This is a genomic window from Streptomyces sp. NPDC058221, assembly GCF_042882365.1.
Lineage (GTDB): Bacteria > Actinomycetota > Actinomycetes > Streptomycetales > Streptomycetaceae > Streptomyces.
The window spans coordinates 42934-66821 of record NZ_JBHVWF010000013.1; the positions used below are offsets into that span (position 1 = coordinate 42934).

Genomic DNA, 23888 nt, shown 5'->3' on the forward strand with positions numbered 1-23888 from the left:
TGTGGACCGCGCTGGGAGTCGCCGAGCTGATGGGGTTGCTCGCCGCCGCCGTCACCGGAGTGGTGCTCGGGCGCCGGGCCGTGGCACCGCTGGCCGAGGCGCTCGCCCGGCAGCGCCGGTTCGTCACGGACGCCAGCCACGAACTGCGCACCCCGCTCACCCTGGTGTACACGCGGGCACAGGTGCTGGTGCGGCAGGCGGCCGCCGAGGAGCTGCCCGGCGCGCATCGTGAAGGGCTGACCCGGCTGGTCGGTTCGGTCGGCAGGCTCGGCGATGTGCTGGACGACCTGCTGCTGTCGGCCAGCCTCGCGACGGGCCCGGCGCGGCGGTCGGAGCACCGGCCGGTCGATCTCGTGGCGCTGGCCCGGTCAGCGGTCGCCGAGGAGTCCGACCGGGCGCGGGAGGGAGGCCTCACCGTCGTCGTGAGGAGCCCACCGCACCCGGTGACCGTCGACGGTGTCGAGTCGGCGCTGCGGCGCGCCGTGGGAGAGCTGCTGTCCAACGCGATCAGCCACACCCCGGCGGGCGGGCGGATCGTGGTGGAACTGACCCGTTCCCGCGGGACGGTCGGGCTGGCCGTCTCGGACACCGGGCCGGGCTTCGATGCCGCCGGTGGCGAACGGCTGTTCCAACGATTCCACCGGGCCGGCGAGGGCGGCCGGTACGGGCTGGGACTCGCGCTGTTGAAGGAGGTGGTCACGCATCACGGTGGCACGGTCGACGCGGCCAGCCGGCCCGGGAGCGGCGCCCGGTTCACCATCACGTTCCCGGAGTGCGGCCCGCTGCCGGCCCGTGCCCCGGCACGTCCGGCCGGGGCAGATCGCGGGTGGCGAGCAGGTGTGCCGCGGCGCGGACATCCGCGTCCAGCGGACGGTCCGGATCGACGGGGGGAATGGCTTCGATGAGTGCGTCGAGGAGTCCGGCGCACGCGGGGGAGGTGGGGCGCCGGCCGCCGACATGGACGGTCTGGCGCAGACCGAGCGCGAGCGACCCGCACAGGAGACCGAGCAGTTCAGCCATGTCGTAGGAGCGCAGGGCCGCCTGGGTCCCGAACGGCACGACGTCCTGGTTGTGGAGGTTCGTCGGCAGGCTCTGCATTCCGGCGGGTGTCGCGCACCGGCGGATCTCCGCCACGAACGCGGTGGTGGCCAACTGCACGCCCTGCAGTCCGTGCTGGGCGCCCGGCACGGTGGCGAGCATCGGCGGCAGGCCCCCGTTGCGTGCCGGGTCCATCAGCAGGTCGAGCTGTCGTTCGGCGAGGTTGCCCAACTGGGCGGTCACGGAGGCGAGCAGGTCGGCCGCGAACGCGGCGGGCTGCCCGAAGAAGTTCCCGCCGTGCACCACCTTGCCCCTTCCCGCCATCCCGTTCTCCGCATCGTCGTGGAAGAAGAGCGGGTTGTCGCTGACGCCGCCGAGATCCGCGGCGACCACACCGTCGACGTAACGCAGCGCGTCCTCGGCCGCCCCCAGCAGCTGCGGGGAGCAGCGGATGCTGTACGGCTCCTGCAACGGCCGGGTACCGGAGGGGACGGTGCCGGCGAGCGTGCCCCGCATCTGCGCACCGACGTCGATCGCACCGCTGTGGCCGTAGGCGCGCAGCAGGTCCCCGTCGAGGAAACCGGGGTCGCAGCCGAGAAGGTCGGCCAGCAGACAGGTGAGGTCCATCAGTGAGCGGTGCGCCGCTCGGACGGAGTCGTGGGCCAGTGCCAGGGCCGCCGTGGTGACGGAGGTGCCGTTGACGAGAGCGAGGGCGTCACGGCCGTCCAGGGTGAGCGGGCGCAGCCCGGCGGCGGTCAGAGCGTCGGCGGCCGGCATGCGGCGGCCGTCCACATAGGCGTGTCCCCGGCCGCGCAACGCCTGTGTGGCGTAGGCGAGCGGAATCAGGTCTCCACTCGCCCCGACGGAGCCGTACCGGGGGACGGCGGGAACGAAGGTCGTGGCGAACATCGCGGCGAGCCGGTCGACCACCTCGGCGGACACGCCCGACAGCCCCTGGGCCAGGGACCAGGTGCGCAGCAGGAGGGAGGCGCGGCAGATCTCCTTGGGCAGGTCCGGTCCCTGGCCCGCGCCGAGGTGGGCCAGGGTGTTGTCGCACTGGTCGGCCTCGTCAGTACGGCCGGCGTACCCCACGAGTGCGCCGAATCCGGTGGTGGCGCCGTAGATCGCGGGGGCATCGCCGCTCTCGCTGTGCCGCAGGCCGTGAAAGAGGCGGCGGCCGCGGTCCAGGCGCGACCGGGCCGCGTCGTCCACGGCGACAGTGAGCGGCGCCGCCGAGCGGCGCAGGGCGGCGGAGTCCAGAGGGCCGGTGAGCGAGACGCTGTCGGTGGTGGTGAGCACGTCCGGAAACGTAGGCCGGGAATCTCAGAGCGCTCTGAAATCCGGTGGATAGCTTCCGCAGCATGACCCATGACTACCTGATCATCGGAGCGGGGCCCGCCGGACTGCAACTCGCCGCCTTCCTGGAGCGGGACGGCGCGGACTACGTCGTTCTGGAGCGCGGCAGTGGTCCGGGCACCTTCTTCACGCGGTTTCCCCGGCACCGCAACCTGATCTCGAACAACAAGGTGCACACCGGGTACGACGATCCGGAGCTGCGGCTGCGGATGGACTGGAACTCCCTGCTGAGCGACGACCCGGAGCTGCTGTTCACCCGGTACAGCCCCCGCTACTTCCCGCCCGCCGACGACCTGGTGCGCTACCTGTCGGACTTCGCCTCCAGGACCGGGGTGCGCGTGCGGTACGACACCGCGGTCGAGACGGTCTCCCGCGATGACGAGGGATTCACCGTCACCGACCACACCGGCAAGCAATGGCGGGCCCGGCGTCTGGTGACCGCCACCGGGATGACGCTGCCGAATCTTCCGTCGGTCCCGGGCGTCGAACTGGCCGAGCACTACGACACGATCGACACCGATCCGGAGTCCTACACCGATCAGCGGGTGCTCATCATCGGGCGGGGCAACTCCGCCTTCGAGACGGCCGAGAACCTGATGGAGAACGCGGCGGTCATCCACCTCGTCGGTTCGGGCTCGCTGAAAATGGCCTGGCGAACGCACTACGTGGGACACCTGCGCGCGGTCTACAACAACTTCCTGGACAGCTACCAGCTGAAGTCGCAGAACGCTCTCCTCGACGGACGTGTGCTCGCGATCCACCGGGACGAGGACGGCTTCCGCGTCCCGGTCGCCTTCGAGCGGGCCGACGAGGTCGTCAAGGATCTCCGCTACGACCGGGTGATCATCGCGACCGGATTCCGGTTCGACGCCTCGGTCTTTGACAGCACGTGCACGCCGGACCTGATCGTCGACGGCCGTTTCCCGGCCCTGACGCCCATCGGAGAGTCGGTCAACGTCCCCGGCCTGTACTTCGCGGGAACGCTGATGCAGGGCCGTGACTTCAGGAAGTCCACCACCGGCTTCATCCACGGCTTCCGCTACGCGGTGCGGGCACTGCACCGCGGGCTGCGGCAGCGCCACCACGGCGAACCCTGGCCGGTGACGGAACTCGGGGACGCCACGCAGCGGGCCGTCGACGCGGTGATCGCCCGCGTCAACCGGTCCTCCGCGCTGTGGCAGCAGTTCGCCGTCCTCGGTGACCTGCTGCTGCTCGCCCCGGACGGCACGCTGCGCTACGCCGAGGAGGTTCCCGTCGACCACGTGCCGGACGCGGTGCGCGGCGGGGACTTCGGCGACGTCGACGCCTACGCGGTGATCACCCTGGAGTACGGGGCGGACCACGATTCGGTGGACCCCTTCGACGTCACCGCGGGCCGCAAGACACAGCGGGATGTCGCGGGCCTGGACGGCCGCTATCTGCATCCCGTCGTGCGCTGGTACCGGGACGGTGCGTTCGTCGCCGAGCACCACGTCACGGAGAACCTGGAGAACGAGTGGGACGACGAGGAGATCCACCGCGCCCCGCTGGGCACCTTCCTCGCCGCACACCGCAGCCCGGCCGCCCCGGTGGCGTCGTGACGCTCCGCGAACTGCACGAGACAGCAAGGAAGTTACTGGATCCGGTCCTCTACGACTATGTGGCGGGCGGCGCGGGCGAGGAACGTGTCATCGCCGAGAACGAGCAGGCGTTCGACCAGTACCGGCTGCTGCCCAGGGTTCTGTGCGGCAGCGAGGAGCGTGACACCGCCGTGGAACTGCCGGGCGGCCGCCGGGCGGCGCCGGTGCTCGTCGCACCGACCGCTTTCCACCGGCTGGTCCATCCGGACGGCGAACGGGCCACGGCCCGCGCCGCCGCCGCCGAGGGCGCGGTCCTGGTGACGGGGACGGCGGCGACCGTCGCGGTCCCCGAGGTCGTCGCGGCGGCGCGCGAGGCGGCCGAGGCCCCGGCCGTGTGGTTCCAGCTGTATCTGCACCCGCGCCGGGAGGTCACCGAGGCGCTCGTCCGGCGTGCCGAGGAAGCGGGGTGCACGGCGCTGGTGGTCACCGTCGACTCGCCGGTGTTCGGCCGGCACACCAGGGACCTGCGCAACGGGTTCACCGACCTTCCGCCCGGCCATGCCGCGGAGAACATGCGCGACCTGCCGGGCGCCGGTCCTGGCGTGCTGACGGACATTCCCATGTCCCCGGCGGTCCACTGGCCGGACTTCGCGGAGACGGTGCGCGGCACGTCACTTCCCGTACTGGTCAAGGGCGTACTGCATCCGGACGACGCACGGCTCGCCGTCGACCACGGCGCCGCCGGGGTGATCGTCTCCAACCACGGTGGCCGCCAGTGCGACGCGGTGCCGGCAGCCGTGGACTGCCTGCCCGCGATCGCCCGGGTGGTCGCCGGCAGGGTGCCGGTCCTGCTCGACGGCGGGGTGCGCAGGGGCAGCGACGTGGCGGTGGCCATCGCGCTGGGCGCGGCGGCCGTCGGTGTGGGACGCCCGGTCGTGTGGGGCCTGGCAGCCGAGGGGGAGACGGGAGTGCGGCGCGTCCTGGCGACGCTGCGCGACGAGTACGACCACACCCTGGCCCTGTGCGGCGGGCGCCGGAACGCCGATCTGACAGCCGGCTCGGTCGTCCGGAAGGGCGGGATGTGGTGAGGAACCGGACGGGGACGGACACGTGGTGGCTGCCACGCGGTGTCGTGTCGATGCGGGTGCGCATCTTCGAGAAGGTCAACGGCGACCGGGCGGTGACCCTGCCCAGCACGGCGCACGGGCCGGAGGTCTTCGAACGGGTCTACGCCCACCCGGCCGCGAACGGCCGGAGCGAGGGCGCGGGCCTGTCGGATCTGTTCTGGTACTGGCTGGCGCCGGGTCCCGAGGTACACCAGGAGCACCTGGAGCCCGGCGAACGCTACGAGGACGTGGCCGCCACGACGCGGCGCATCGTCGCCGGGAGCTCGGCCGCACTCGTGGCGACGGCCGGCCGGGCCGTGGCCGACGCGCTGGAGGCGGTGCCGGACTCCAGGATGAGCCTTGTTCGGCTGCGCGACCTGGTGATGCCCGCATGGGCCGCGTTCTGCTACGAGCTGGTCTTCCAGGAACCGTGCCCCCCACGCGCCCGAGACCTGATCACCGGGCACGCCGGTGATGTGATCACCGCCCTGAAGTGCACCGGCCTGCGCCATCCGCGGCGCAGGGCCCGGCTGACGACGTATCTGCGCGCCCGGGTCGAGGCCGGCGACGTGGCGCATCCGCTGCCGGCCTCACTGTCGCTGCCGGAGCAGGTGCACTACCTGCAGGGGACCTTCTTCAACACAGCGGTGGTGCAGCTGTCCGAGGCGACCGCACACGTCCTGCTCGCTCTGGCCCACCACCCTCGGGTGCAGGACCGTCTGGTCGCCGATCCGCAGGACGACCGGTACCTGACGCAGGTGCTCGACGAGACGATGCGGTTGTACCCGCTGTTCGGCATCGCCCACCGCATCACCACGGGCGAGATCCCGCTCGACGACGAGACCGTGCTGCCGGCCGGCTCCGTGGTGTGCTTCAACTACCCGGACTACCACGCCACCGGATACGAACGGCCCGACGAGTTCGACCCGGACCGCTGGACCGGCCTGGTCGCCAAGGACGTCCACCACATCCCGTACGGAATGGCGGCGAACCGTCCCTGCCCGGCCTGGCGGCTGTCGCCGCTCGTGCTGCGCGCCGCGGTCCGCGAGGTGCTGCACCGGTTCCGGCTGGACTCGACGGCATCGCACACCCGTTCCATCCCGCACCGGGCCCCCTGCCTGCTGATTCCGCGCGGCCTGTCTCCCCAGCCCCGTCGCCTCCACGCGTTGCGGAGATTCGTCCGGCTGCGGGACGGGGTCGAGGACGTGACCCGCGGCGTGCGCCAGCTGGTGCTCGGCATCGTCATGGTGCTGCATGCCCGTCAACAGCGCCCCGCATCCCGCTACTTCGGGGAGCGCCCGGCCGGGAGCTGCCCCGTCCCTCACCCGGAAGGAGGGAACGGATGACGCCCCCGGAGGCCGCCGCCGAGGCGGGCCCTCCCTCCGGGCAATCAGCATCGCTGATACCCCGGCCCTTGATGTTCTGGACCGGTGTCGCCCTCACCTGCGCCGGCGTCGCCCAGCATCTGTGGATGTTCATCGATTCCGCATCCATGGGATTCCACATGGCCATGATGGGAATGTCGTGGGTGATGTGGGGCGCCATGGCCGCCATCGTCGTGGGCGTGGTGATCTCCGGGTTCGCGGTCATGCAGCGTCCTGGAGCAGGACCGGCGGCCGCCCCCGCCCCTGCCCGGACGACCCCGGCAAGCCGGCGCCGTCTCATCGCCGTTCTGAGCTTCGCGCTCATGGTGGACCAGATGAAACCCGCCACTCTGGCATTCATCCAGCCCGGCATGCGCGCCGAGTTCCACCTCAGCGCCGCCGAGGTCTCATGGTTGCCCACGGTGGCCCTGAGCGGCACGGTGGTGGGATCACTCGTGTGGGGCCGCGCCGCGGACCGCATCGGGCGCAGGGCCACGATCCTCATCGCGTCCCTGCTCTTCCTCGGTACGACGGTGTGCGGCGCCATGCCGACGTTCGGCGGCATCCTGGTCATGTGCGCATTGATGGGGATGGCAGCCGGAGGCATGCTGCCGGTTGTCTACGCCCTCATGACCGAGAGCCTGCCACCCGGACGGCGCGCGGCCATCATGGTGCTCCAGGCCGGACTCACCACCACCGGCGGCTATATGGCGGCTGCCGGACTGGCGGCCGTACTCATCCCGCTGACCGGGTGGCGCATTCTGTGGTTCGCCCAGCTGCCGCTGGTCCTGATCCTGATCGCGCTGAACCGGTGGATTCCGGAATCAGCCGCCTTCACCGCCCGGCAGCAGCAGCCCGGGCGCGTCCCCGCCTCGACCCTGTTCAAACGCCCCCAGACAGCCAGGACGCTGGTCGTCAGCGGCTACGCACTCGCCTGGGGCCTCGTCTACTGGGGCTTCATCACCTTCCTGCCCAGCCAGCTGGAGGCCTCGGACCGGCACGGCATGTCCGCCGCCACGCTGCTGTTCGTCTCGTCGCTGCTGTCCGTCCCCACCTGCGTGGTCGCCGCCTGGCTCTACATGCGCTGGTCGGCGAGGGGCACCATGGTCGTCTACGCGGCCCTCACCGTCGGGGCACTGCTCGCCCTGGCCCTCGTCGGGATGGACGGCAGCCGGCCCGTCCTCCTGACCGCCGTGATGCTGCTGTTCGCCGGAACCGCCGGAGTCATCGCCCTCATCGGCCCCTACACGGCCGAGATCTACCCCGTGGCCATCCGGGGAACCGCGGGCGGCTGGGCCGCGGCCGTCGGCAAATCCGGCGGCGCCTTCGGGCCACCCCTGATCGCACTGGTCCTCTCCGCCCCGGGAGGCATGCGCACCGCCGCCGTGTTCGTCGCGCTCCCCATGGCCCTGGCGGGGATCGCTGTCGCCGTCCGCGGGAGCAGCCGGCCGGCCGCTGCCCAGGATCCCGAGGGCGCCACCCGGCTCAACGCCGAACTCGACGATCTGGTGCGCAGCGAAGCCGTCCCCGCCGAGCAGACCACGACGGCAACGCCCCTGCCCGGTGAAGGTACGGCGATATGAGCGGCCTTGTCGCGCGCTCTCAGCCGTCGGCTGCGAGACGCCGCTTGTCCGGCTTCCCGGCAGGCGTGAGCGGCACCTCTCCGATGAGGGTGAGCCGGGTCGGGGCGCACGCCTCGCCCAGGTCTGCCGTTACCAGTGCGCGGAGTTCACCGAGGTCCGGAGTGCGGCCGGCCGCGGGTACGACGAAGGCGTGGACGGCCTCGCCCGTACGGTCGTCGGGGACGGCGACGACGTATGCCTCGGCCACGGCGGCATGACGGGCGAGCAGCCGCTCGACAGGTCCGGCGTAGTGCACCTGGGCGTTGACGATGACCACGTCGCGGGTCCGTCCGGTGAGCCACAGCCGGCCCGAGGCATCGAGCCGGCCGAGGTCGCGGGTACGTACCCAGCCGTCCGTGAAGACCTCCGCGGTGAGGGCGGGTTCCTGCCAGTAGCCGCAACTCTGCGACGGGGTCCGCACGAAGACCTCACCGGCGGTGCCGTGCGGGACCGGGTCTCCTGAGCCGTCCCGGATCTCCAGCTCGACGGGCGGCACTCCGAGCGAGCCGGGCGGCTCCTCCGGCACGGCCATGGAGATCATGCCGGTCTCCGTCTGCCCGTAGCCGTGGAAGACGACCGGGCCGAGCACCTCGGCGGCCTCCCGCAGCCGCCCCGGCTCAAGCGGCGACCCGGACACCATCAGCGCACGCAGACCGCTGAGGTCGACGGGCGACTCGCGCTGGCTCGCCACGAGTTTCGTCAGCCGGGCCACCGTGATGACGCTCGCGGTCGCCCGGTGCCGAACGAGGGCGTCGGGAAAGGCAGGCGGGTCGGCGGTGACGAGGGTGCCGCCGGCGGCCAGGGCCAGCAGTCCGTACTCCATCATCACCTGGCTGGCCAGGGTGCCGAACACCAGGAACCGGTCCAGGCGCCGGGCCAGCTCACGGATGGCCGGCGGCCGGTCGTCCGGCCGGAGCGCCCAGCCAGCGGTCAGCGCCGCGTAGGTCTGGGCGCACGCCTTGGGGATGCCGGTGCTGCCGCTGGTGTGCAGGAGCCGGGCGACGTCCCCGGGCCGCGCGGAGATCCGCGGCCGGACGCCGTCGTCCGCAGCGGACAGCAGCTCGTCGACCGTCAGGACGAGCCGGGTGCGATGCGTGGCCGGGCCATCGGGACAGCCGGGTCCGTCCGTGACGCATACGTCGATGTCCCTTAGCAGGTAACCCTGCTGAGGGCCGGTCAGCCCGGGTGGTATGCCGACCACCCGGGCTCCGACGACATGGGCGGCGATGATCGCCGCGAACGCCTCGGGGCCGACCTTCACCAGCAGCGCGAGGCCGTCGCCCGGGCCGACGCCGTGCCGCCGAAGGCCGTTCGTCGCGCACCGCACCATGCGAAGGAGCTCTGCTCCCGACACCTCCCGGCCGGCGTGCTCGAACACCGGGCGGTCGCCCGCCGTGTCGAGGATGTCGAGTACGGGGCCGGGGAACTGCTCAGTCAAGGCACTCCTTCACGAACGCGGTGAGCGGCTGCCGGTGGACCGCCGCCAGGTTCCACTCGTTCTCGAGGTTCTCCGCCAGGTGATGGGTGCCGTCGAGCACACCGTCCCGGTAGTGGCGGACCACGGGATGGAGATAGGTGGAGTCCATGGCATGGTCGACGTCGTTCTCGACGACGCGCGGGACGCCCACGTCGAACGGATCGCTCAGGTCGTGATCGGGTCCGTACTCCAGGTCGATGACGAACCGGTGCGCGGCGGGCCCGAGACCGCCGTCGGCGATGTAGTCCAGCGGGACCTCCTCCTGGTACTGGGCCCGGCCGCCCTCCACACCGACCACGTCGCCGAGGAACCCGAACTGCTGCCAGAGGCCCGACGAGCGGTTGACGCGGGCGATGACGGCGTCGGCGACCGCCTCCGGTGACGCGGTCAGCGTCCGGGTGGGCCACGGCCTGCCCAGATGGCGGGCGCCCAGGATGCGGTGCAGGGCGCGCGTCCCGTAGCGGAATCCGTGGATGAAGCCGCTGGTGGACTTCTTGAAGTCCCGCTGCTGCGTCACGGTGCCCGCGAAGTAGAGGTCAGGTACGTTCACCGACTCGAAGGCGGAGGTCTGCTCGGGGAACCGGTCGTTGATGACGAGCGCGGGCCGGCAGGTCTCGTCGAACACGGAGGCGTCGAAACGGAAGCCGGTGCACGCGATGATCCGGTCGTAGTGCAGTTCGCGGAGCGGTTCCCGGGTCCGTGTGTAGCGCAGCATCACCCGGAAGCCGCCGTCCGCGGATTTCTCGATGCTCTCCACGACGCCGTCGAGAACCGAGTTCTGCGACTTGAGCTGGTAAGTGTCCAGGAAGTTGTTGTTGACCGCGCGCAGATGCCCGACGTAGTGGGTCTTCCAGGCGAGCTTGACCGAGTGGGGGCCCGCGACGTGGATCACCGCGGCCTTCTCGATGAGGGAGTCGGCGGTTTCGAACGCGGAGTTCCCCTTGCCGATGATCAGTACCCGCTGATTGGTGAAGGACGTCGGGTCGGGGTCGAAGGTGTCGTACCGTTCGGCGAGTTCGATGCCCGGAACGGGTGGCTCGTTGAACCGGGACAGGCCGGTCGCCACGACGAGCCGGCGGGCCTGCCAGGCGCGCCCCCCGCGGTCGAGGACGGTGAAGACATCGTCCGCGCGGGAGATCCGTACGGCCTCCGTCCCGTACTCGACGCGGATGCCGGTACGCGCAGCGAAGTCGGTCAGATAGCGCACCCAGTCGTCGGCGTGCGGGAAGTAGCGCTCGCTGTACCGGGTGAAGAGCAGTTCCGGGTCGTCGCTGAGCAGCGAGTTCCAGTCCATGCGCAGGTTGAGCTCCGGGTCTGTGAAGCCCGTGTTCACCTTGTTGTTCGAGATCATCTGCCGATGACGGGGATAGCGGGTGAAGAAGGTCCCCGGTCCGCTTCCCCGCTCCAGGACGACATAGTCGCACCCGTCGCGTTCCAGCAGAGAGGCAAGTTGAAGTCCGGCCGGTCCGGCCCCGATGACGATGTAGTCGCGCACCATGGGCCGGACGCTAGTGACGTGAAATCAGAAGCCTCTGAGATTGGGCGCATCGGACCGTTCCCGTCAGGAGCCGTCGGGCTCCTGCGCAGACGCCAGGGTGTACCGGGTCTCCTCCGGGACGTGCGACGTATCGCGGCGGGCCAGCAGCCAGTACAGGGCGGCAGGGACCAGCAGGCCCACGATCCAGGAGATGTCCGCGCCGCCCAGCGGAGCCACGAGCGGGCCTGTGTAGAAGGTCGTCGCGAGGAACGGGAGCTGGGCCAGGACGCCCAGGGCGTAGACCGTGAGGGCATCCCAGCGCCAGGCGCCGTAACGGCCCTCGGGGTCGGTGAGCGCCGGTATGTCGTACCGTTCCCGCGAGATCAGGTAGTAGTCGACCAGGTTGATCGCCGACCAGGGCGTGAAGAACGTCAGCAGGAACAGCAGGAAGTCCTTGAAGGACGTCAGGAAGCTGTCCTTGCCCAGGAGCGCCACAGCCGTCCCCGCCACCATGATCAGTGCGATGTACGCGGTCCTGCCGCGCTGCGACAGCGTCTTCTGGCCGCGGAACCCGCTGATGCCGGTCACCATCGACATGAAGCCGCCGTAGGTGTTGAGCACGTTGATGGTCAGCTTGCCGAGCGCGATCACGAAGTACAGGAAGGACGCGATCAGGCCGGTGCCGCCGAGGCCGACCACGTACCCGACCTGGTTCTCGATGAACGCGTCCCCCGCGCTCGCCGCCACGAGCACCCCGAACGTCATCGACCACTGGGAGCCGATGGCCGATCCCGAGAGGGTCCACCAGAACGTGGCACGTCCCGACGTCGTACGCGGCAGATAGCGTGAGTAGTCCGCGACGTACGGGCCGAAGGCGAGTTGCCAGGACGCCGAGAGCGACACGGCGAGCAGGAACATCGGCAGGTGGAAGTGCGCGTCGCCGAGCAGCGCCGACAGATCCACCCGGTCCAGGAGACGGATGCCCAGGAAGACGAAGGTCAGCGCGCAGACCACGCTGGCCACCCGCCCCAGGACGTGGATCACGCGGTAGCCGACCGCCGCGGCGACGGCGGTGATGACGGCGAAGACGATGATGCCGGTGGTGTCGTTGGTGTGCGTGAGCTCGGCGGTCGCCTGTCCGGCCAGGACACTGCCGCTCGCGAAGAAGCCCACGTACATGAGGACGACCAGCAGAAGGGGCACGACCGCGCCGCGCACCCCGAACTGGGCGCGGGACTGGATCATCTGGGGCAGGCCGAGCTTCGGGCCCTGCGCGGAGTGCAGGGCCATGACGGCGCCGCCGAGCAGGTTGCCCAGCAGCAGGCCGGCCACCGACCACACCACGTCGCCGCCGAAGACGACGGCGAGTGCGCCCGTGACGACCGCGGTGATGTGAAGGTTGGCACCGAGCCAGAGGGTGAACTGACTGAACGCGCTCCCGTGCCGTTCGTCGTCCGGTACGACATCGATGGAGCGTCGCTCCACCAGGTCTTCAGCTGCCATGACTCGGTTACCCGGCCTCTCGGTGGTGTGTCGTGCCGCTCGGTCCCGCGGCGGCTACTTCTTCTTGATCCCGTGCTGTGCCGCCCAGTCGGCCGCTACGTCCTCCGGGTCCTTCTTGTCCTTGTCCACCAAGCGGTTGAGCTCGGTGAGGTCCTCGGTCGTCAGCGCGTTGCCGAGCCGGGCGAGAGCCCTGCGGACCGTCGAGTCGGCCTTGCGGTCGGCGATGAGAGGGACGACGTGCTGGCCGGGCACCAGGTTCTTGGGGTCGGTGAGGACGACCCAGTGCTCGGCGGCGATGTCGGTGTCGGTGGTGAAGAGGTTCGCGACGTCCACGTCGCCCTTCTTCAGGGCGCCCTTGACCAGCGGCCCCGAGGAGTCGAGGGACTTGAACTCCTTGAACTCCACGCCGTACACGTCCTTGAGGCCCACCGCGCCCACCGTGCGCTTCTTGACCTCGGGCGCCGCGCCGATGACGAGCTTGCCGTTGTGCCGGGCAAGGTCGGCGAGTGACTTGAGACCGTATGTGTCGGCGGTCTCCCGGGTGACGACGAAGGCGTCGGAGTCCTCGGCCTTGCCGTAGGGAAGGATCTGGAGGCCGTGTGGCAGGGCCATGGCGAGGGCGTTCTGCATCTCGCCCTCCTCCGTGGCCTTCGCCTTGGCGTCGAGGTAGTGCAGCAGAGCGCCCTGGTACTCGGGCAGGAGGTCGATGTCCCCGCCCTTGAGAGCGGGGATGAGGATCTCGCGGGTGCCGAGATTGGGGCGGACCGTGGTCTTCACGCCGGCCGCCTGGAGCGCTGCGGCGTACAGGTACCCGAGGACCTGGTTCTCGGTGAAGTTGGCGGTGCCGATGGTGACGCCGTCCTTGCTGGAGCCTCCGCCTCCGCCGCCGGATCCCTCTCCGTCGAGCGAGGTGATGCCGCTGCTGCAGGAGGCGAGTGCGGGTACGGAGGCGGCGGCGAGGAGTCCGCCGAGGAGATTTCTGCGGTTCATCGTGCTTGCTCCAGGTCCGACTTGGCGGGGCGGTTACGGAAAAGGACGCGCTGGAGTACGGAGAGCGCGAGGTCGAGGACGACGGCGACGAGGGCGACGAGCACGGCGCCACCGAGCACCTGCACGAGGTCGCGCTGGGCGAGCCCGTCGAAGACGTACCGGCCGAGTCCGCCGAAGGAGACGTACGCGGCGATGGTGGCGGTCGCGACGACCTGGATGAGCGCGAGCCTGAGCCCGGTCATGATCAGGGGGAGCGCGAGAGGGAGCTCGACATGCAGGAGCACCTGGTGCCGCCGCATGCCCTGGCCGTGCGCCGCGTCCCGCACCTCGGGGTCGACGGCGGTCATCCCGGCGTACGTGTTGGTGACGATGGAGGGAACGGCGAGCGCCACGAGGGCGATGTAGACGGGCCACATCGACAGGCCGCTGGCGAGGAAGACCAGCACGACGAGCCCGACCGTGGGCAGCGCACGTCCGAAACTGGAGAGGTTGATGGCGAGGAAGGCGCCGCGCCCGGTGTGCCCGATGAGCAAGCCGACCGGCAGTGCGATGGCGGCGGCGATGAGGGTGGCGAGCAGCGAGTACTGGAGGTGCTCGGCGAGGCGGTGCCCGATGCCGTCGGGGCCCGTCCACTGCTCGCCGCTGACCAGCCAGGAGCCGAGCCCCTTGAAGAGTTCGTACATGAGGTCAGGCCCCCTTCTTCTGCCGGCGGGTCCAGGGCGTCAGGACGTACTGGAGGGTGACCAGCAGCGCGTCCGCGACGAGCGCCAGGAGCAGGGTCAGGACGACGCCGACGATGACGGGGGTGGGGAAGTTGCGCTGGAACCCGTCCGTGAAGAGCTGCCCGAGTCCACCGTCGCCGATGTACGTGGCCACGGAGACGAGGGAGATGGCCATCACCGTCGCGATCCGCACGCCCGCCATGATCACGGGCAGGGCGAGCGGCAGTTCGACGGTGAGCAGGGTGCGCAGTGGCCGGGTTCCCATGGCCTTCGCGGCTTCCTTCGTCTTGGCGGGGACCGAGTCCAGGCCCTCGACGGTGTTCCGCAGGAGCACGACGAGCGTGTAGATCGTCAGGCCGATGACGGTGGTGGTGCGGGTGAGCCCGCTGACCGGCAGCAGGAGCACGAAGACGGCGATGGACGGGATGGTGAACAGGACGTTCGACAGCCCGAGGAGGAGCCCGCGGAGCCTGCGTACGCGGTGCGCGAGCACGGCCAGGGGGAAGGAGACGATCAGGCCGAGGAGCACGGCGGTGAGAGCGGCCTGGAGGTGGGAGAGGGCCAGGGTGGTGAGATCGCCGGTGTGGTCGGATATCCACGACCAGTCGACACTCACGCGACCGCCTTGCTTGCTTCGCTGTGTACGTGCCCTGCGTGGTCGTGGATGTCCTCGCGGGACGTCACGCCCGTGAGGACGCCGTCCGCGTCGACCCGGGCGACCAGGCCGCTCGGAGCGGCGATCGACTCGTTGAGCGCCGAGAGAAGCGAATCGGTGTCCCGCAGGGGGCGGGCCGGGGTCTCCGCTTCCGTCTCGCTGTCGCGCCAGGACAGCGGCTTCCGGGCGGTGTCCAGGGTCAGCTGCCAGCGAGTGCCCTGGGGGGCGGGCCCCTGGGGGACGTCCGCGAGCGTCGTCAGGGACAGCAGCTTCAGGCCGCGCTCGGCGCCCAGGAAGTCGGCGACGAACGCGTCCGACGGGCGGGCCAGGAGTTCGGCAGGTCCGGCGCACTGGACGAGGTGGCCCCCGGCACGGAAGACGGCTATGCGGTCGCCGAGCCGTACGGCCTCGTCGATGTCATGCGTGACGAAGACGATGGTCTTGTTCAACTCTCTCTGGAGGCGCAGGAGTTCGTCCTGGAGCTGGGTGCGGACCACGGGGTCGACAGCGCCGAACGGTTCGTCCATCAGGAGTACCGGCGGGTCCGCGGCGAGCGCGCGGGCCACGCCGACGCGCTGCTGCTGGCCGCCGGAGAGCTGGTGCGGATAGCGCTTCCCGGCGTCGGCGGAGAGCCCGACCGTCTCCAGGAGTTCCGCCGCCCGCGCCCGGGACTTCCGGCGGCCCCAGCCGAGCAGGAGCGGCACGGTCGCGATGTTGTCCAGGACCGTGCGGTGCGGGAAGAGCCCGGACTGCTGGATGACGTAGCCGATGGAGCGGCGCAGCTCGGCGGCGTCCTGTTCCAGGACGTCCTTGCCGTTGACCCTGATCGTCCCGGAGGTCGGATCGACCATCCGGTTGATCATGCGGAGCGTCGTCGTCTTGCCGCAACCGGAGGATCCGACAAGGACGGTCACGCCGCCTTCCGGCAGTTCAAGGGTGAGGTCGTGCACGGCGGTCGTGCCGTTCGGGAAGCGCTTGTGGGCCTTGTCGAATTGGATCATGTGGAGTCCCTTGCCCGGCTGCATATCATCATGCAGAGTTCTCGGTGACTGAATAGGTTGTCAATAGGTAGTCGCCGCTCAGGCGTAAATCCCCGGTTACGAATGGTCGTAGGGCAAGACGGAGTGCCTGATTGAGGAGGAATCACGAGTGATGTCGTCTCGTATCGTGAACGGGGTGGTCGACGGCAGCGGTGCGATCGTCGTCCTGGACGGCCGAGGACTGATGGTCGCAGATGTCGTACGCATGGCCGAATCCGTCGCACAGCCCGTTCCGGCGGCGGACGGGATGAAGCGCGTGGAGGCGTCGTGGAACGCCGCGCGGGAAATCGCCTCGTGGGGTCGCGTCTACGGTCGCTCCACCGGCGTGGGTGCCAACCGGAATGAGTCCGTGCCGACGGAGGCGGCCGCCGACCACGGCCTGCGGCTGCTGCGCAGCCATGCCGGGGCGATCGGCGATGAGCTGCCCGCACGGCAGGTCCGCGCCATGCTCGCGGTCCGCGCCAACCAGCTGCTCGCGGGTGGCGCCGGCCTGCGGCCGACCGTCGTCACGGCGCTCTGCGAGGCCCTGGGAACGGGCGCCTACCCGAAGGTCAACGAGTTCGGCTCGGTCGGCACCGGCGACATCGCCGCGCTCGCGCAAATGGGCCTCGCGCTGGCCGGTGAGCATCCCTGGCAGGGAGCGGGGGCGGCCCCCGGCCCGCAGCCCCTCGACAACAACGACGCCCTCGCCCTGATCAGCAGCAACGCCCTCACTCTCGGCCAGTCCGCGCTGGCCGTGCACGAGCTGCGCGGCCTGATCGCGGCCACGCAGGTGGTGGCGGCGCTGTCCCTGATGGCGATCGACGGTTCCTACGAGGCGTACGCGCTGCCCGTGCACGAGGCGCGGCGGCACGCCGGTTCGTACGCGGTCGCGGAACGGATGCGGCAGCTGCTCGGCGCGCCGGACCGCCCCCGGCCGCCGCTCGGCCGGATCCAGGACCCGTACGGCCTGCGCTGTGTGCCGCAGATCCACGGGCCCGCGCATGATGCGGCGGACGCGCTCGAAGACGTCCTCACCGTCGAGATCAACGCGGCGGCCGAGAATCCGCTGATCTCGGCGGACGACATGGCGGCCTACCACCACGGAGGCTTCTACCTGGCCCAACTCGCCCTGTCGCTGGACCACTTCCGGCTGGCGGTGGCACAGGTGGCACGCCTGTCGACCTCGCGCCTGTCGACGCTGAACGAACCGGCCTTCACCCGGCTGCGGCCGTTCCTCGCGGACGGCGAACCGGCGTCGTCGGGCGTGATGATCCTTGAATACGCGGCGGGGGCGGCGCTCGGGGACCTGCGGGCCTTCTCCGCCCCCGCGTCACTCGGTCACGCCGTGCTCTCGCGAGGCGTCGAGGAGCAGGCGAGCTTCGCTTCGCTGGCGGCGCGCCAGACGCTGCGGGCGTGCGAGGCGTACCGGCTCGTCGTCGGCTGCGAACTCGTCGCAGCGGTCAGGGCGTTGCGGCAGCGGGACATGCGGCTCGACCCGGAACTGCCCGTCGGCCGCGCCTTCGCGCTGGCGGACTCGGTGCTCGACGCGGAGCTGGCCGACCGGCCGCTGACGGACGATGTGACGGGGGCGGCCCGGCTGCTCGACCGGTTCACCGAGCTGTGGCTCGGCCTCGGGTCCGGGAGCGGAACGGCGTTCGACGGTGCTGGTGTGGTGCGGGGTTCAGGCTGAAGCGGCATCCCGGCGGCGGGGACGGACGCCGGACCTGGCCGAGGGGCTCGCCGGCGTCATGCCGTCGAGATCCCCGGCTCGCGCCCACAGGTGCTGGCGCCGCACGATGTCCGGGGGCGTCGTCGCGAGTTCTCCCTCGTGACGACGGTGTCCTCGGGCATCTCGACCTCTTTCGGCTTCGTCCCCGGAGCCTGTCCGGTGGTTCGTGCCCATACGCCGGCCATGAGCCGGCCCGAAGGCCCGTACGGCGTCGCCGGTCGTGGCGGAGCCGCCGTACGCGGCCGCGGAGGGATGCCCGCGCGGGGATGCGGAGCCGCCGTCAGTTCCCGGTGAAGACCTCGCGGGTGCTGGTGACGACGGCGCACTTGCCGGCCGCCCAGCGCAGTGCCATCGCGTGGTCCTCGGCGGAGAAGTCGGCCACGGCGTCGGCCACCACGAAGGCCTGGATGTCCTGCATCCAGGCGTCGCACGCGGTCATGAGGACGCCGATGTGGGCGTAGACGCCGGTGATGACGATCTGGTCCCGGCCCTGTTCGCGCAGCCGTTCCAGGAGATCGGTGCGGACGAAGCCGCTGTACTTCCACTTGGTGAGCACCGTGTCGTCCTCGTCGGGCGCTACGGCCTCCGCGACGGCGGCGGCGTGCGGGTCGTCCGGCAGCCCCGGACCCCAGAAGTCCTGCTGCAGACCGCGCTCGTCCGGGCTCTGGCCGCCGGGCTGCGCGGTATAGAGCACCGGCACTCCGATGCGCGCCGCCTCCTTCTTCAACTCGGCGACATGCGCGAGCAGTTCGGGAATGGGTTCGGCCTCGTTGTCATAGGCCGAAAGGAAGTAGTTCTGCAGATCGTGGACGAGGAGCACGGCGCGGGCGGGGTCGACGGTCCAGCCGACCCGGTTGGCGGGCAGCTCGTCGGCGGCCGGCATGGCGTAGGGGGCGATGGCGGGCAGTGCCATGGTGCGGGGATTCCGTTCAGGTTCGGGGGTTCGGGCAGGGGCGGGCAGGCTTACGCGCTGTGGGCCGCGGCGGTCCGCAGATCCTTCTTGGAGATCTTCCCGACACCGGTCTGCGGGAACGTCTCCACGAACTCCACCCGGTCCGGCACCTTGTAGGCCGCCAGCCCCCGTTCCCGTACAAACCGTTTGATGTCCACCGGCTTCAGCGGACCCTCGCCGGGGTGCAGGATCACGTACGCGCAGACGCGTTCACCGAGGTACGGGTCGGGCTCGGCCACCACGTTGGCGTCGTGCACGGACGGGTGGGCGAGAATGTGGTTCTCCACCTCCTCGGCGGCGACCTTCTCGCCGCCCCGGTTGATCTGGTCCTTGGCGCGTCCCTCGACCACGATGTGACCGCTGGGGGCTACCCGGACGACATCGCCCGTGCGGTAGAAGCCGTCCGCGGTGAACGAGCGGGCGTTGTGCTCCGGCGCCCGCCAGTAGCCGCGGATCGTGTAGGGCCCCCGCGTCAGCAGATGGCCCGTCTCGCCCGGCGCGACCTCTCGGTCCTCGTCGTCGACGACCAGGATCTCGTCGTCCGGCGAGATCGGCCGGCCCTGGGTGGTGACGATCACCTCGACGGGGTCGTCCAGCCGGGTGTAGTTGACCAGCCCCTCTGCCATCCCGAAGACCTGTTGCAGGGTGCAGCCGAGCGCGGGCAGGACCCGCCGCGCCGCCTCCTCGCTGAACTTCGCGCCGCCCACCAGCAGGACCTCCAGGCTGCTCAGGTCGCGCGCGGTGGTCGCGGCCGCCCGGGTCCACAGCAGCGCCAGCGGCGGGACCAGCCCGGTGAGCGTGACCTTCTCCTGCTCGATCAGCGGGAAGGCGGCTTCGGGGGAGGGCTGCGGGCACAGCACCACACGCCCGCCGGCGTACAGCGTGCCGAGCGAACCGGGGGATGAGAGCGGGAAGTTGTGGGCCGCGGGCAGGGCGCAGAGGTAGACGCTGTCCGCGTCGACCCCACAGATCTCGTTGGAGCCGCGCAGCGAGTAGATGTAGTCGTCGTGGGTGCGCGGAATCAGTTTCGGAACGCCGGTGCTGCCGCCGGAGAGCTGGAGAAAGGCCAGGTCGTCCGGGCGCGGGGCGCGGTGGGCGACCGGGTCCTGGGCGACGTCGGACAGCGCCTCGAACCCGCCCGGGTCCCCGGCGGCGACGAACACGTGCCGCAGGGTCCCGGCGCCCGCGCGCGCCTTCGCCGCCAGCTCGCGGTAGTCGTAGCCGCCGTGTTCCGCCGCGATGACGTAGGCGACCGCCTCGGTGAACTCGCAGAAGTACGAGATCTCCGTCTCACGGTGGGCCGGCAGCGCGAAGACGGGCAGGGCGCCGATCCGGAACAGGGCGAAGACGACCTCGAAGAACTCCGCGATATTGGGCAGTTGCACCACCACCCGGTCGCCCTTGGTGATGTTCCGGGAGAGGAGGCCCGCAGCGAGCCGGTCGGCGCGCCGGTCCAGCTCCGCGTAGCTCCAGCGCGTTCCCGATGCGGGATCGACGACGGCGATCCGGTCCGGGTGCGCCTCGGCGCGCTCCCGGAGCATGGAACCGAACGTCTCTCCGCGCCACCAGCCCGCACGCCGGTACCGCTCGGCGAATTCGGACGGCCAGGTCGGTGCGTCCTGCGGGCTCACAGCTCGGCCCCCACAGCGCTGAGGAAGGTTCGGAATTTGGCGGCGGTCTCGGCGGTCTCCGCCTCGGGTTCGGACGCCGCCACGATGCCTGCGCCGGCGTAGAGGCGCAGCGTGCGCTCCTGTGCCTCGGCGCAGCGGATCGTGACGACCCACTCGCCGTCGCCCCGGGCGTCGCCCCAGCCCACCACTCCGGTGAAGAAGCCGCGGTCGAACGGCTCTGTCTCCGCGATGACCTGACGGGCCGTCGGGGTGGGGGTGCCGCACACGGCGGGGGTCGGGTGGAGGGCGCAGGCGAGGGCCAGCGCCGAGATGCCGGGGGAGGCGAGCGTGCCGGTCACCGTGGTGGACAGATGCCACATGGTGGCCGTCCGGATCAGTGTCGGCCGGGAGGGGACGGTCAGCTCCGAGCAGTGCGGGGCCAGGGCCTGGTGGACCGCGTCCACGACGACGGCGTGCTCGTGGAGGTCCTTCACGGACTCCAGCAGTGTGGCCGCACGGCGGACGTCCTCGGCGAGGTCGCTGCTGCGTGGGGTGGACCCGGCGAGCGGGTTGGCGACCACTTGCTGTCCTCGCCGGGAGACGAGCAGTTCGGGACTGGCACCGATGAGGGTGCGGCCGCCTCCGGCCGGCACCGCGAACGTGTACCCGAGGGGATCGCGACGGGCCAGCCGCTGGAGCATCGCCGGCAGGTCCAGCGGTTCGGAGGAGGTGAGTTCGAGGGTGCGGGCGAGCACCACCTTGCTGAACTCCCCACGCCACATGCGTTCCACGGCCGAGGCGACACCCGCTCCGTAGACCTCGGGCCCGGGCACCGGGTGTATCCGCCAGTCCGGCGAGCCGGACACCGCGACGGGGAGGGCGATCAGTGGGTCGGAGGCGAGCGGCGGAGCGGTGCGGACGGCTTCCGGTACGCCGAGTGCGGCCGGTGCCTCGTGGTCGAACGGGATGGCGCCGATGACCACGGGCGACTCCTGCCCGGCTGCGACGGCCTCGGCAAGGGTGGCGTCCACCCGCTCGTCCAGGGACCGCGCGTCATGGGGTACGGGGCGGGCCGCGCCGTGTGCCAGCAGGGTGCGGCCGGGAGTGGCGAGGAAGCGGTCACCCGGTCTGTAGGCGTCCAGCAGTGAGGTGGCCGCGCCTACGGCAGGGTGGGCCGGATCGGCCGGGGGCACGTGCGTGGCGACCTGGGATGCCGTCGACACAGGGACTCCATTCTCGGTGTTCCGTCAGTGGGGGAGTTGTACGGAAGAGCTGGGGCGCTTCAGCGCAGGGTCGCGCCGCCGTCGACGTACAGCTCCTGCATGGTGATGTGGCGGGCGCGGTCCGAGGCGAGGAACGCGACGGCGTCGGCGATGTCCTCGCGGGCGGCGATCCGGCCCAGCGGTATGCCCGTGCGGTAGGTCGTGCTGTCCCCGTCGATGACCCGCTGCTCGGCGCCGGAGTCGGTCCACAGGGCGCGTTGCATGGCCGTGTCGGTGGACCCGGGCGCGACGATGTTGCAGCGGACACCGCTGCGGGCGAGTTCGAGGCCCAGACACTTGGTGAACATGACGGCCGCCGCCTTCGACGCGGCGTAGGCCGCCATGCCGGTGCGGGGTATGCCGGCGGCGTTGGAACCGACGGTGACGACGGAGCCGTTGCCCCGCTCGGCCATCAGCGGTGCGACGGTCTGCGAGACGTTGAAGACGCCGCCGGTGTTCACCGCGAAGGTGTCCGACCAGTCCTGGGCGGAGAGTTCGGTGGCCGGACCGGTGCGCAGGATGCCGGCCACGTTCACGAGCACGTCCACGGGGCCGAGTTCGCGCTCGACTCGTGCCACGGTGCGCTCCACGGCCGGCCGTTCGGTGACGTCCATGACGTACGGCTCCAGACGTCCCGCCGAGCGAGCGTTCCCCTGCTTCTTCGTCTGCAGCCGGCCCCACTCCGCGGACAGGGCCTCGACACCGTCCAGTGTGCGATCGGTGGCAGCCACCCGGGCGCCGAGGGTGGCGAGCAGCGCGGCGACAGCCGCGCCGATGCCTTGCCCGGCACCGGTGACCAGGGCAGTACGGCCATCGAACTCACCATTTCTGCCCGGTATGTGCTCATACATGAGCAACCTCCTACGGGAATGTTAGGTAAGGGTAACCTAACCTACAGTCCATGATCGACGCGAGGGAGGGCGGTGGGGCGCACCCTTCTTTTCGCCGCGCCCGACCGGCCGGGCTGCGTGGTGATGTGACGTCCGGTCAGGTGGGGCGAGGTCGGGCCGCGCCGGTGCGCACATCGGGCCCACGTTCATCTGTCCGGCGCTCTTGAGTTAGGTTAGCCTTGCCTGGCTGTGAGTGGGAGAGGGGGAGCCAATGTGTGCGGTGCCACCGGGGCGGATGGCCGGGGTGCCCGCCACCCTGCCGTCTCCGGCCCGTCGCGCTCTTCGTGCCCGCGTGAGTCATGCGAGACGGCCGTGCCCAAGTGGCCGATGCTGCCGCTGACTTCTCCCGCTCATGCCTGACCGGGCGGGCGTGTACTCCGCCCCCGGCGTCGTGACCATCTTCGCCGACGCGTTCCGCGCGATCGGCGCCCTTCCCCGCAGGAGCCACCCGATGACCCAGACCCTGTCGCCCGAACGTCTCCGCGCCGACATAGCGGAGCTGCTCGACTGCGATCCCGCCGATATCGCGCCCGAGGAGAACCTGGTCGACCTCGGCCTGGACTCGATGCGGATCATGGTCCTGGTCGAGCGCTGGCGTGCCGCTGGAGCGGCCACGCTGGAGTTCCCCGATCTGGCCGAGAAGCCCGAACTGGGGCACTGGACGGCGCTGGTGGCGGGTGGCGCCGCATGAGCCGGGTCGACCACAGGCACCGGCACCTGGAGCGGATCGCGGAGGTCAGGGCGGGACTCCAGGCCGAGAAGGTGGGCTACCCGATCGGGATCCGGGCGACCGAGGTCGTACGCACCGCCATGGTCGGTTCCGGACTGCTACGGGTGACCCTGGGCGGGGCGGGCACCGAGGGTTTCGAGGCCCACGCACCCGACGAACACGTGAAGCTGATCTTCCCGGATCCGGACGGCACGCTACGGCTCCCCGAGCAGAACGGGGCGATGCTCCGCTGGCCGCGGCCGGCGCTCGTCTCGCGTGAGTACACCGTGCGCCGCTACGACCCGGTCGCGGGCGAGATCGATATCGACATCGCTCCGCACGACGGCGGACTCGCGTCCGACTGGGCGCACACCGCCGGGCCCGGCGACGTCATGCATATCGCGGGGCCGCCCGGCGGGTTGATCGTCCCGGACACCTATGACCGCTACCTGCTCGCGGGTGACATCACGGCCCTCCCCGCGATCGCGCGCCGGCTGGAGGAGCTGCCCAGGTCCGTGAAGGGCTGGGCCTTCATCGAAGTCGCCGACGCCACACAGGAGATCGAGCTGTCCGCCCCCGAGGGGGTCGAGGTGCGCTGGCTGCACCGCGGAGACCGGCCGGCGGGGACCGGCGACGCGCTGGAGCGGGCTGTGACCGCCGTGACCGTGCCCGAGAGTGAGCGGGCGTATGTGTGGGTCGCGGGCGAGGCGGGGCAGATCAAGCCGTTGCGCCGCTGGGTCCGCGACGAACTGCGGCTGGAGCGGGCCGATCACGACATCACCGGCTACTGGAAGCGCGGCGTCGCCGATTTCGACGAGGACGACCACTGACCGGACCGGGCCGGG

The 23888-nt window shown here is 70.9% G+C and carries 19 protein-coding genes and 1 pseudogene; 8 read left to right on the top strand and 12 right to left on the bottom strand.

What is annotated here, in order from left to right; translation table 11 throughout:
- Positions 1-29 precede the first annotated feature (29 nt).
- Positions 30-713 (top strand): annotated as a pseudogene (locus ACFVW8_RS06925) (sensor histidine kinase); the annotation flags it as partial.
- 46 nt (positions 714-759) lie between these two features.
- On the opposite strand, the gene hutH reads toward ACFVW8_RS06925, so the two are convergent.
- Complete coding sequence (gene hutH, locus ACFVW8_RS06930) at positions 760-2337, bottom strand: histidine ammonia-lyase (RefSeq protein ID WP_389686843.1); 1578 nt, start codon at positions 2335-2337, stop codon at positions 760-762.
- Positions 2338-2399: 62 nt separating this feature from the next.
- Between hutH and ACFVW8_RS06935 the strand changes: the two genes are divergently transcribed.
- Genes ACFVW8_RS06935 through ACFVW8_RS06950 form a run of 4 tightly spaced genes read left to right on the top strand, consistent with a single transcriptional unit; the run spans position 2400 to position 8006 of the window.
- Positions 2400-3974 (top strand): NAD(P)-binding domain-containing protein, encoded by a 1575-nt coding sequence (locus ACFVW8_RS06935; protein ID WP_389686845.1) that lies wholly within the window; start codon positions 2400-2402, stop codon positions 3972-3974.
- Positions 3971-5041 carry an alpha-hydroxy acid oxidase gene (locus tag ACFVW8_RS06940; RefSeq protein ID WP_389686847.1) on the top strand — a complete coding sequence of 357 codons (1071 nt, stop codon included), beginning with the start codon at positions 3971-3973 and terminating at the stop codon, positions 5039-5041. The genes ACFVW8_RS06935 and ACFVW8_RS06940 overlap by 4 nt, the downstream gene beginning before the upstream one ends.
- On the top strand, positions 5035-6405 hold the full coding sequence (locus tag ACFVW8_RS06945; protein WP_389686849.1) for a cytochrome P450: 1371 nt from the start codon (positions 5035-5037) through the stop codon (positions 6403-6405). The genes ACFVW8_RS06940 and ACFVW8_RS06945 overlap by 7 nt, the downstream gene beginning before the upstream one ends.
- Positions 6402-8006 (top strand): MFS transporter, encoded by a 1605-nt coding sequence (locus ACFVW8_RS06950; RefSeq protein ID WP_389686851.1) that lies wholly within the window; start codon positions 6402-6404, stop codon positions 8004-8006. Before ACFVW8_RS06945 ends, ACFVW8_RS06950 begins: the two co-directional genes overlap by 4 nt.
- Before the next feature lie 19 nt (positions 8007-8025).
- On the opposite strand, the gene ACFVW8_RS06955 is transcribed toward ACFVW8_RS06950, so the two are convergent.
- The 7 genes from ACFVW8_RS06955 to ACFVW8_RS06985 all read right to left on the bottom strand — a co-directional run bounded on the left by ACFVW8_RS06955 (position 8026) and on the right by ACFVW8_RS06985 (position 15870).
- A complete protein-coding gene (locus ACFVW8_RS06955) occupies positions 8026-9483 on the bottom strand; it encodes a class I adenylate-forming enzyme family protein (protein ID WP_389686853.1) in 1458 nt (485 codons plus the stop codon).
- Positions 9476-11020, bottom strand: coding sequence for an NAD(P)-binding domain-containing protein (locus tag ACFVW8_RS06960; RefSeq protein ID WP_389686855.1), 1545 nt, complete (start codon positions 11018-11020; stop codon positions 9476-9478). Before ACFVW8_RS06960 ends, ACFVW8_RS06955 begins: the two co-directional genes overlap by 8 nt.
- A 63-nt stretch (positions 11021-11083) precedes the next feature.
- Positions 11084-12502, bottom strand: coding sequence for a purine-cytosine permease family protein (locus ACFVW8_RS06965; RefSeq protein WP_389686857.1), 1419 nt, complete (start codon positions 12500-12502; stop codon positions 11084-11086).
- A 54-nt stretch (positions 12503-12556) separates the two neighbouring features.
- Positions 12557-13492, bottom strand: coding sequence for an ABC transporter substrate-binding protein (locus ACFVW8_RS06970; protein WP_389686859.1), 936 nt, complete (start codon positions 13490-13492; stop codon positions 12557-12559).
- Positions 13489-14175 (bottom strand): ABC transporter permease, encoded by a 687-nt coding sequence (locus ACFVW8_RS06975; protein WP_389686861.1) that lies wholly within the window; start codon positions 14173-14175, stop codon positions 13489-13491. Before ACFVW8_RS06975 ends, ACFVW8_RS06970 begins: the two co-directional genes overlap by 4 nt.
- Before the next feature lie 4 nt (positions 14176-14179).
- Entirely contained in the window at positions 14180-14830 is a 651-nt protein-coding gene (locus ACFVW8_RS06980; RefSeq protein WP_389686863.1) for an ABC transporter permease, read from the bottom strand.
- Positions 14827-15870, bottom strand: a complete 1044-nt coding sequence (locus tag ACFVW8_RS06985; RefSeq protein WP_389686865.1) for an ABC transporter ATP-binding protein — start codon at positions 15868-15870, stop codon at positions 14827-14829. The genes ACFVW8_RS06980 and ACFVW8_RS06985 overlap by 4 nt, the downstream gene beginning before the upstream one ends.
- A 151-nt stretch (positions 15871-16021) precedes the next feature.
- Here ACFVW8_RS06985 and ACFVW8_RS06990 point away from each other — a divergent pair, with 151 nt between their 5' ends.
- On the top strand, positions 16022-17581 hold the full coding sequence (locus ACFVW8_RS06990; RefSeq protein ID WP_389686867.1) for an aromatic amino acid ammonia-lyase: 1560 nt from the start codon (positions 16022-16024) through the stop codon (positions 17579-17581).
- A gap of 319 nt (positions 17582-17900) precedes the next feature.
- On the opposite strand, the gene ACFVW8_RS06995 is transcribed toward ACFVW8_RS06990, so the two are convergent.
- The 4 genes from ACFVW8_RS06995 to ACFVW8_RS07010 are packed head-to-tail and all read right to left on the bottom strand — an operon-like array spanning position 17901 to position 22295.
- Positions 17901-18533 carry an isochorismatase family protein gene (locus tag ACFVW8_RS06995; RefSeq protein WP_389686869.1) on the bottom strand — a complete coding sequence of 211 codons (633 nt, stop codon included), beginning with the start codon at positions 18531-18533 and terminating at the stop codon, positions 17901-17903.
- A 50-nt stretch (positions 18534-18583) separates the two neighbouring features.
- Positions 18584-20203 (bottom strand): (2,3-dihydroxybenzoyl)adenylate synthase, encoded by a 1620-nt coding sequence (locus ACFVW8_RS07000; RefSeq protein WP_389686871.1) that lies wholly within the window; start codon positions 20201-20203, stop codon positions 18584-18586.
- Positions 20200-21405, bottom strand: coding sequence for an isochorismate synthase DhbC (dhbC, locus tag ACFVW8_RS07005; protein WP_389686873.1), 1206 nt, complete (start codon positions 21403-21405; stop codon positions 20200-20202). The genes ACFVW8_RS07000 and dhbC overlap by 4 nt, the downstream gene beginning before the upstream one ends.
- 59 nt (positions 21406-21464) lie before the next feature.
- Complete coding sequence (locus ACFVW8_RS07010) at positions 21465-22295, bottom strand: 2,3-dihydro-2,3-dihydroxybenzoate dehydrogenase (protein WP_389686875.1); 831 nt, start codon at positions 22293-22295, stop codon at positions 21465-21467.
- A gap of 391 nt (positions 22296-22686) precedes the next feature.
- Between ACFVW8_RS07010 and ACFVW8_RS07015 the strand changes: the two genes are divergently transcribed.
- Together ACFVW8_RS07015 and ACFVW8_RS07020 are read left to right on the top strand one after the other, a co-directional pair.
- Entirely contained in the window at positions 22687-23025 is a 339-nt protein-coding gene (locus ACFVW8_RS07015) for a phosphopantetheine-binding protein (protein ID WP_389686877.1), read from the top strand.
- On the top strand, positions 23022-23873 hold the full coding sequence (locus tag ACFVW8_RS07020) for a siderophore-interacting protein (RefSeq protein ID WP_389686879.1): 852 nt from the start codon (positions 23022-23024) through the stop codon (positions 23871-23873). The genes ACFVW8_RS07015 and ACFVW8_RS07020 overlap by 4 nt, the downstream gene beginning before the upstream one ends.
- Positions 23874-23888: the final 15 nt, after the last annotated feature.

Excerpts from the sequence above, each read along its gene's own strand:
- ACFVW8_RS06965 (WP_389686857.1), bottom strand. The coding sequence starts at position 12,502 with ATGGCAGCTGAAGACCTGGTGGAGCGACGCTCCATCGATGTCGTACCG.
- ACFVW8_RS06970 (WP_389686859.1), bottom strand. The coding sequence starts at position 13,492 with ATGAACCGCAGAAATCTCCTCGGCGGACTCCTCGCCGCCGCCTCCGTA.
- ACFVW8_RS07020 (WP_389686879.1), top strand. The coding sequence starts at position 23,022 with ATGAGCCGGGTCGACCACAGGCACCGGCACCTGGAGCGGATCGCGGAG.
- ACFVW8_RS06995 (WP_389686869.1), bottom strand. The coding sequence starts at position 18,533 with ATGGCACTGCCCGCCATCGCCCCCTACGCCATGCCGGCCGCCGACGAG.
- ACFVW8_RS06960 (WP_389686855.1), bottom strand. The coding sequence starts at position 11,020 with ATGGTGCGCGACTACATCGTCATCGGGGCCGGACCGGCCGGACTTCAA.
- ACFVW8_RS06950 (WP_389686851.1), top strand. The coding sequence starts at position 6,402 with ATGACGCCCCCGGAGGCCGCCGCCGAGGCGGGCCCTCCCTCCGGGCAA.
- ACFVW8_RS06985 (WP_389686865.1), bottom strand. The coding sequence starts at position 15,870 with ATGATCCAATTCGACAAGGCCCACAAGCGCTTCCCGAACGGCACGACC.
- ACFVW8_RS06975 (WP_389686861.1), bottom strand. The coding sequence starts at position 14,175 with ATGTACGAACTCTTCAAGGGGCTCGGCTCCTGGCTGGTCAGCGGCGAG.
- ACFVW8_RS06990 (WP_389686867.1), top strand. The coding sequence starts at position 16,022 with ATGTCGTCTCGTATCGTGAACGGGGTGGTCGACGGCAGCGGTGCGATC.
- ACFVW8_RS07015 (WP_389686877.1), top strand. The coding sequence starts at position 22,687 with ATGCCTGACCGGGCGGGCGTGTACTCCGCCCCCGGCGTCGTGACCATC.
- ACFVW8_RS07010 (WP_389686875.1), bottom strand. The coding sequence starts at position 22,295 with ATGTATGAGCACATACCGGGCAGAAATGGTGAGTTCGATGGCCGTACT.
- ACFVW8_RS06935 (WP_389686845.1), top strand. The coding sequence starts at position 2,400 with ATGACCCATGACTACCTGATCATCGGAGCGGGGCCCGCCGGACTGCAA.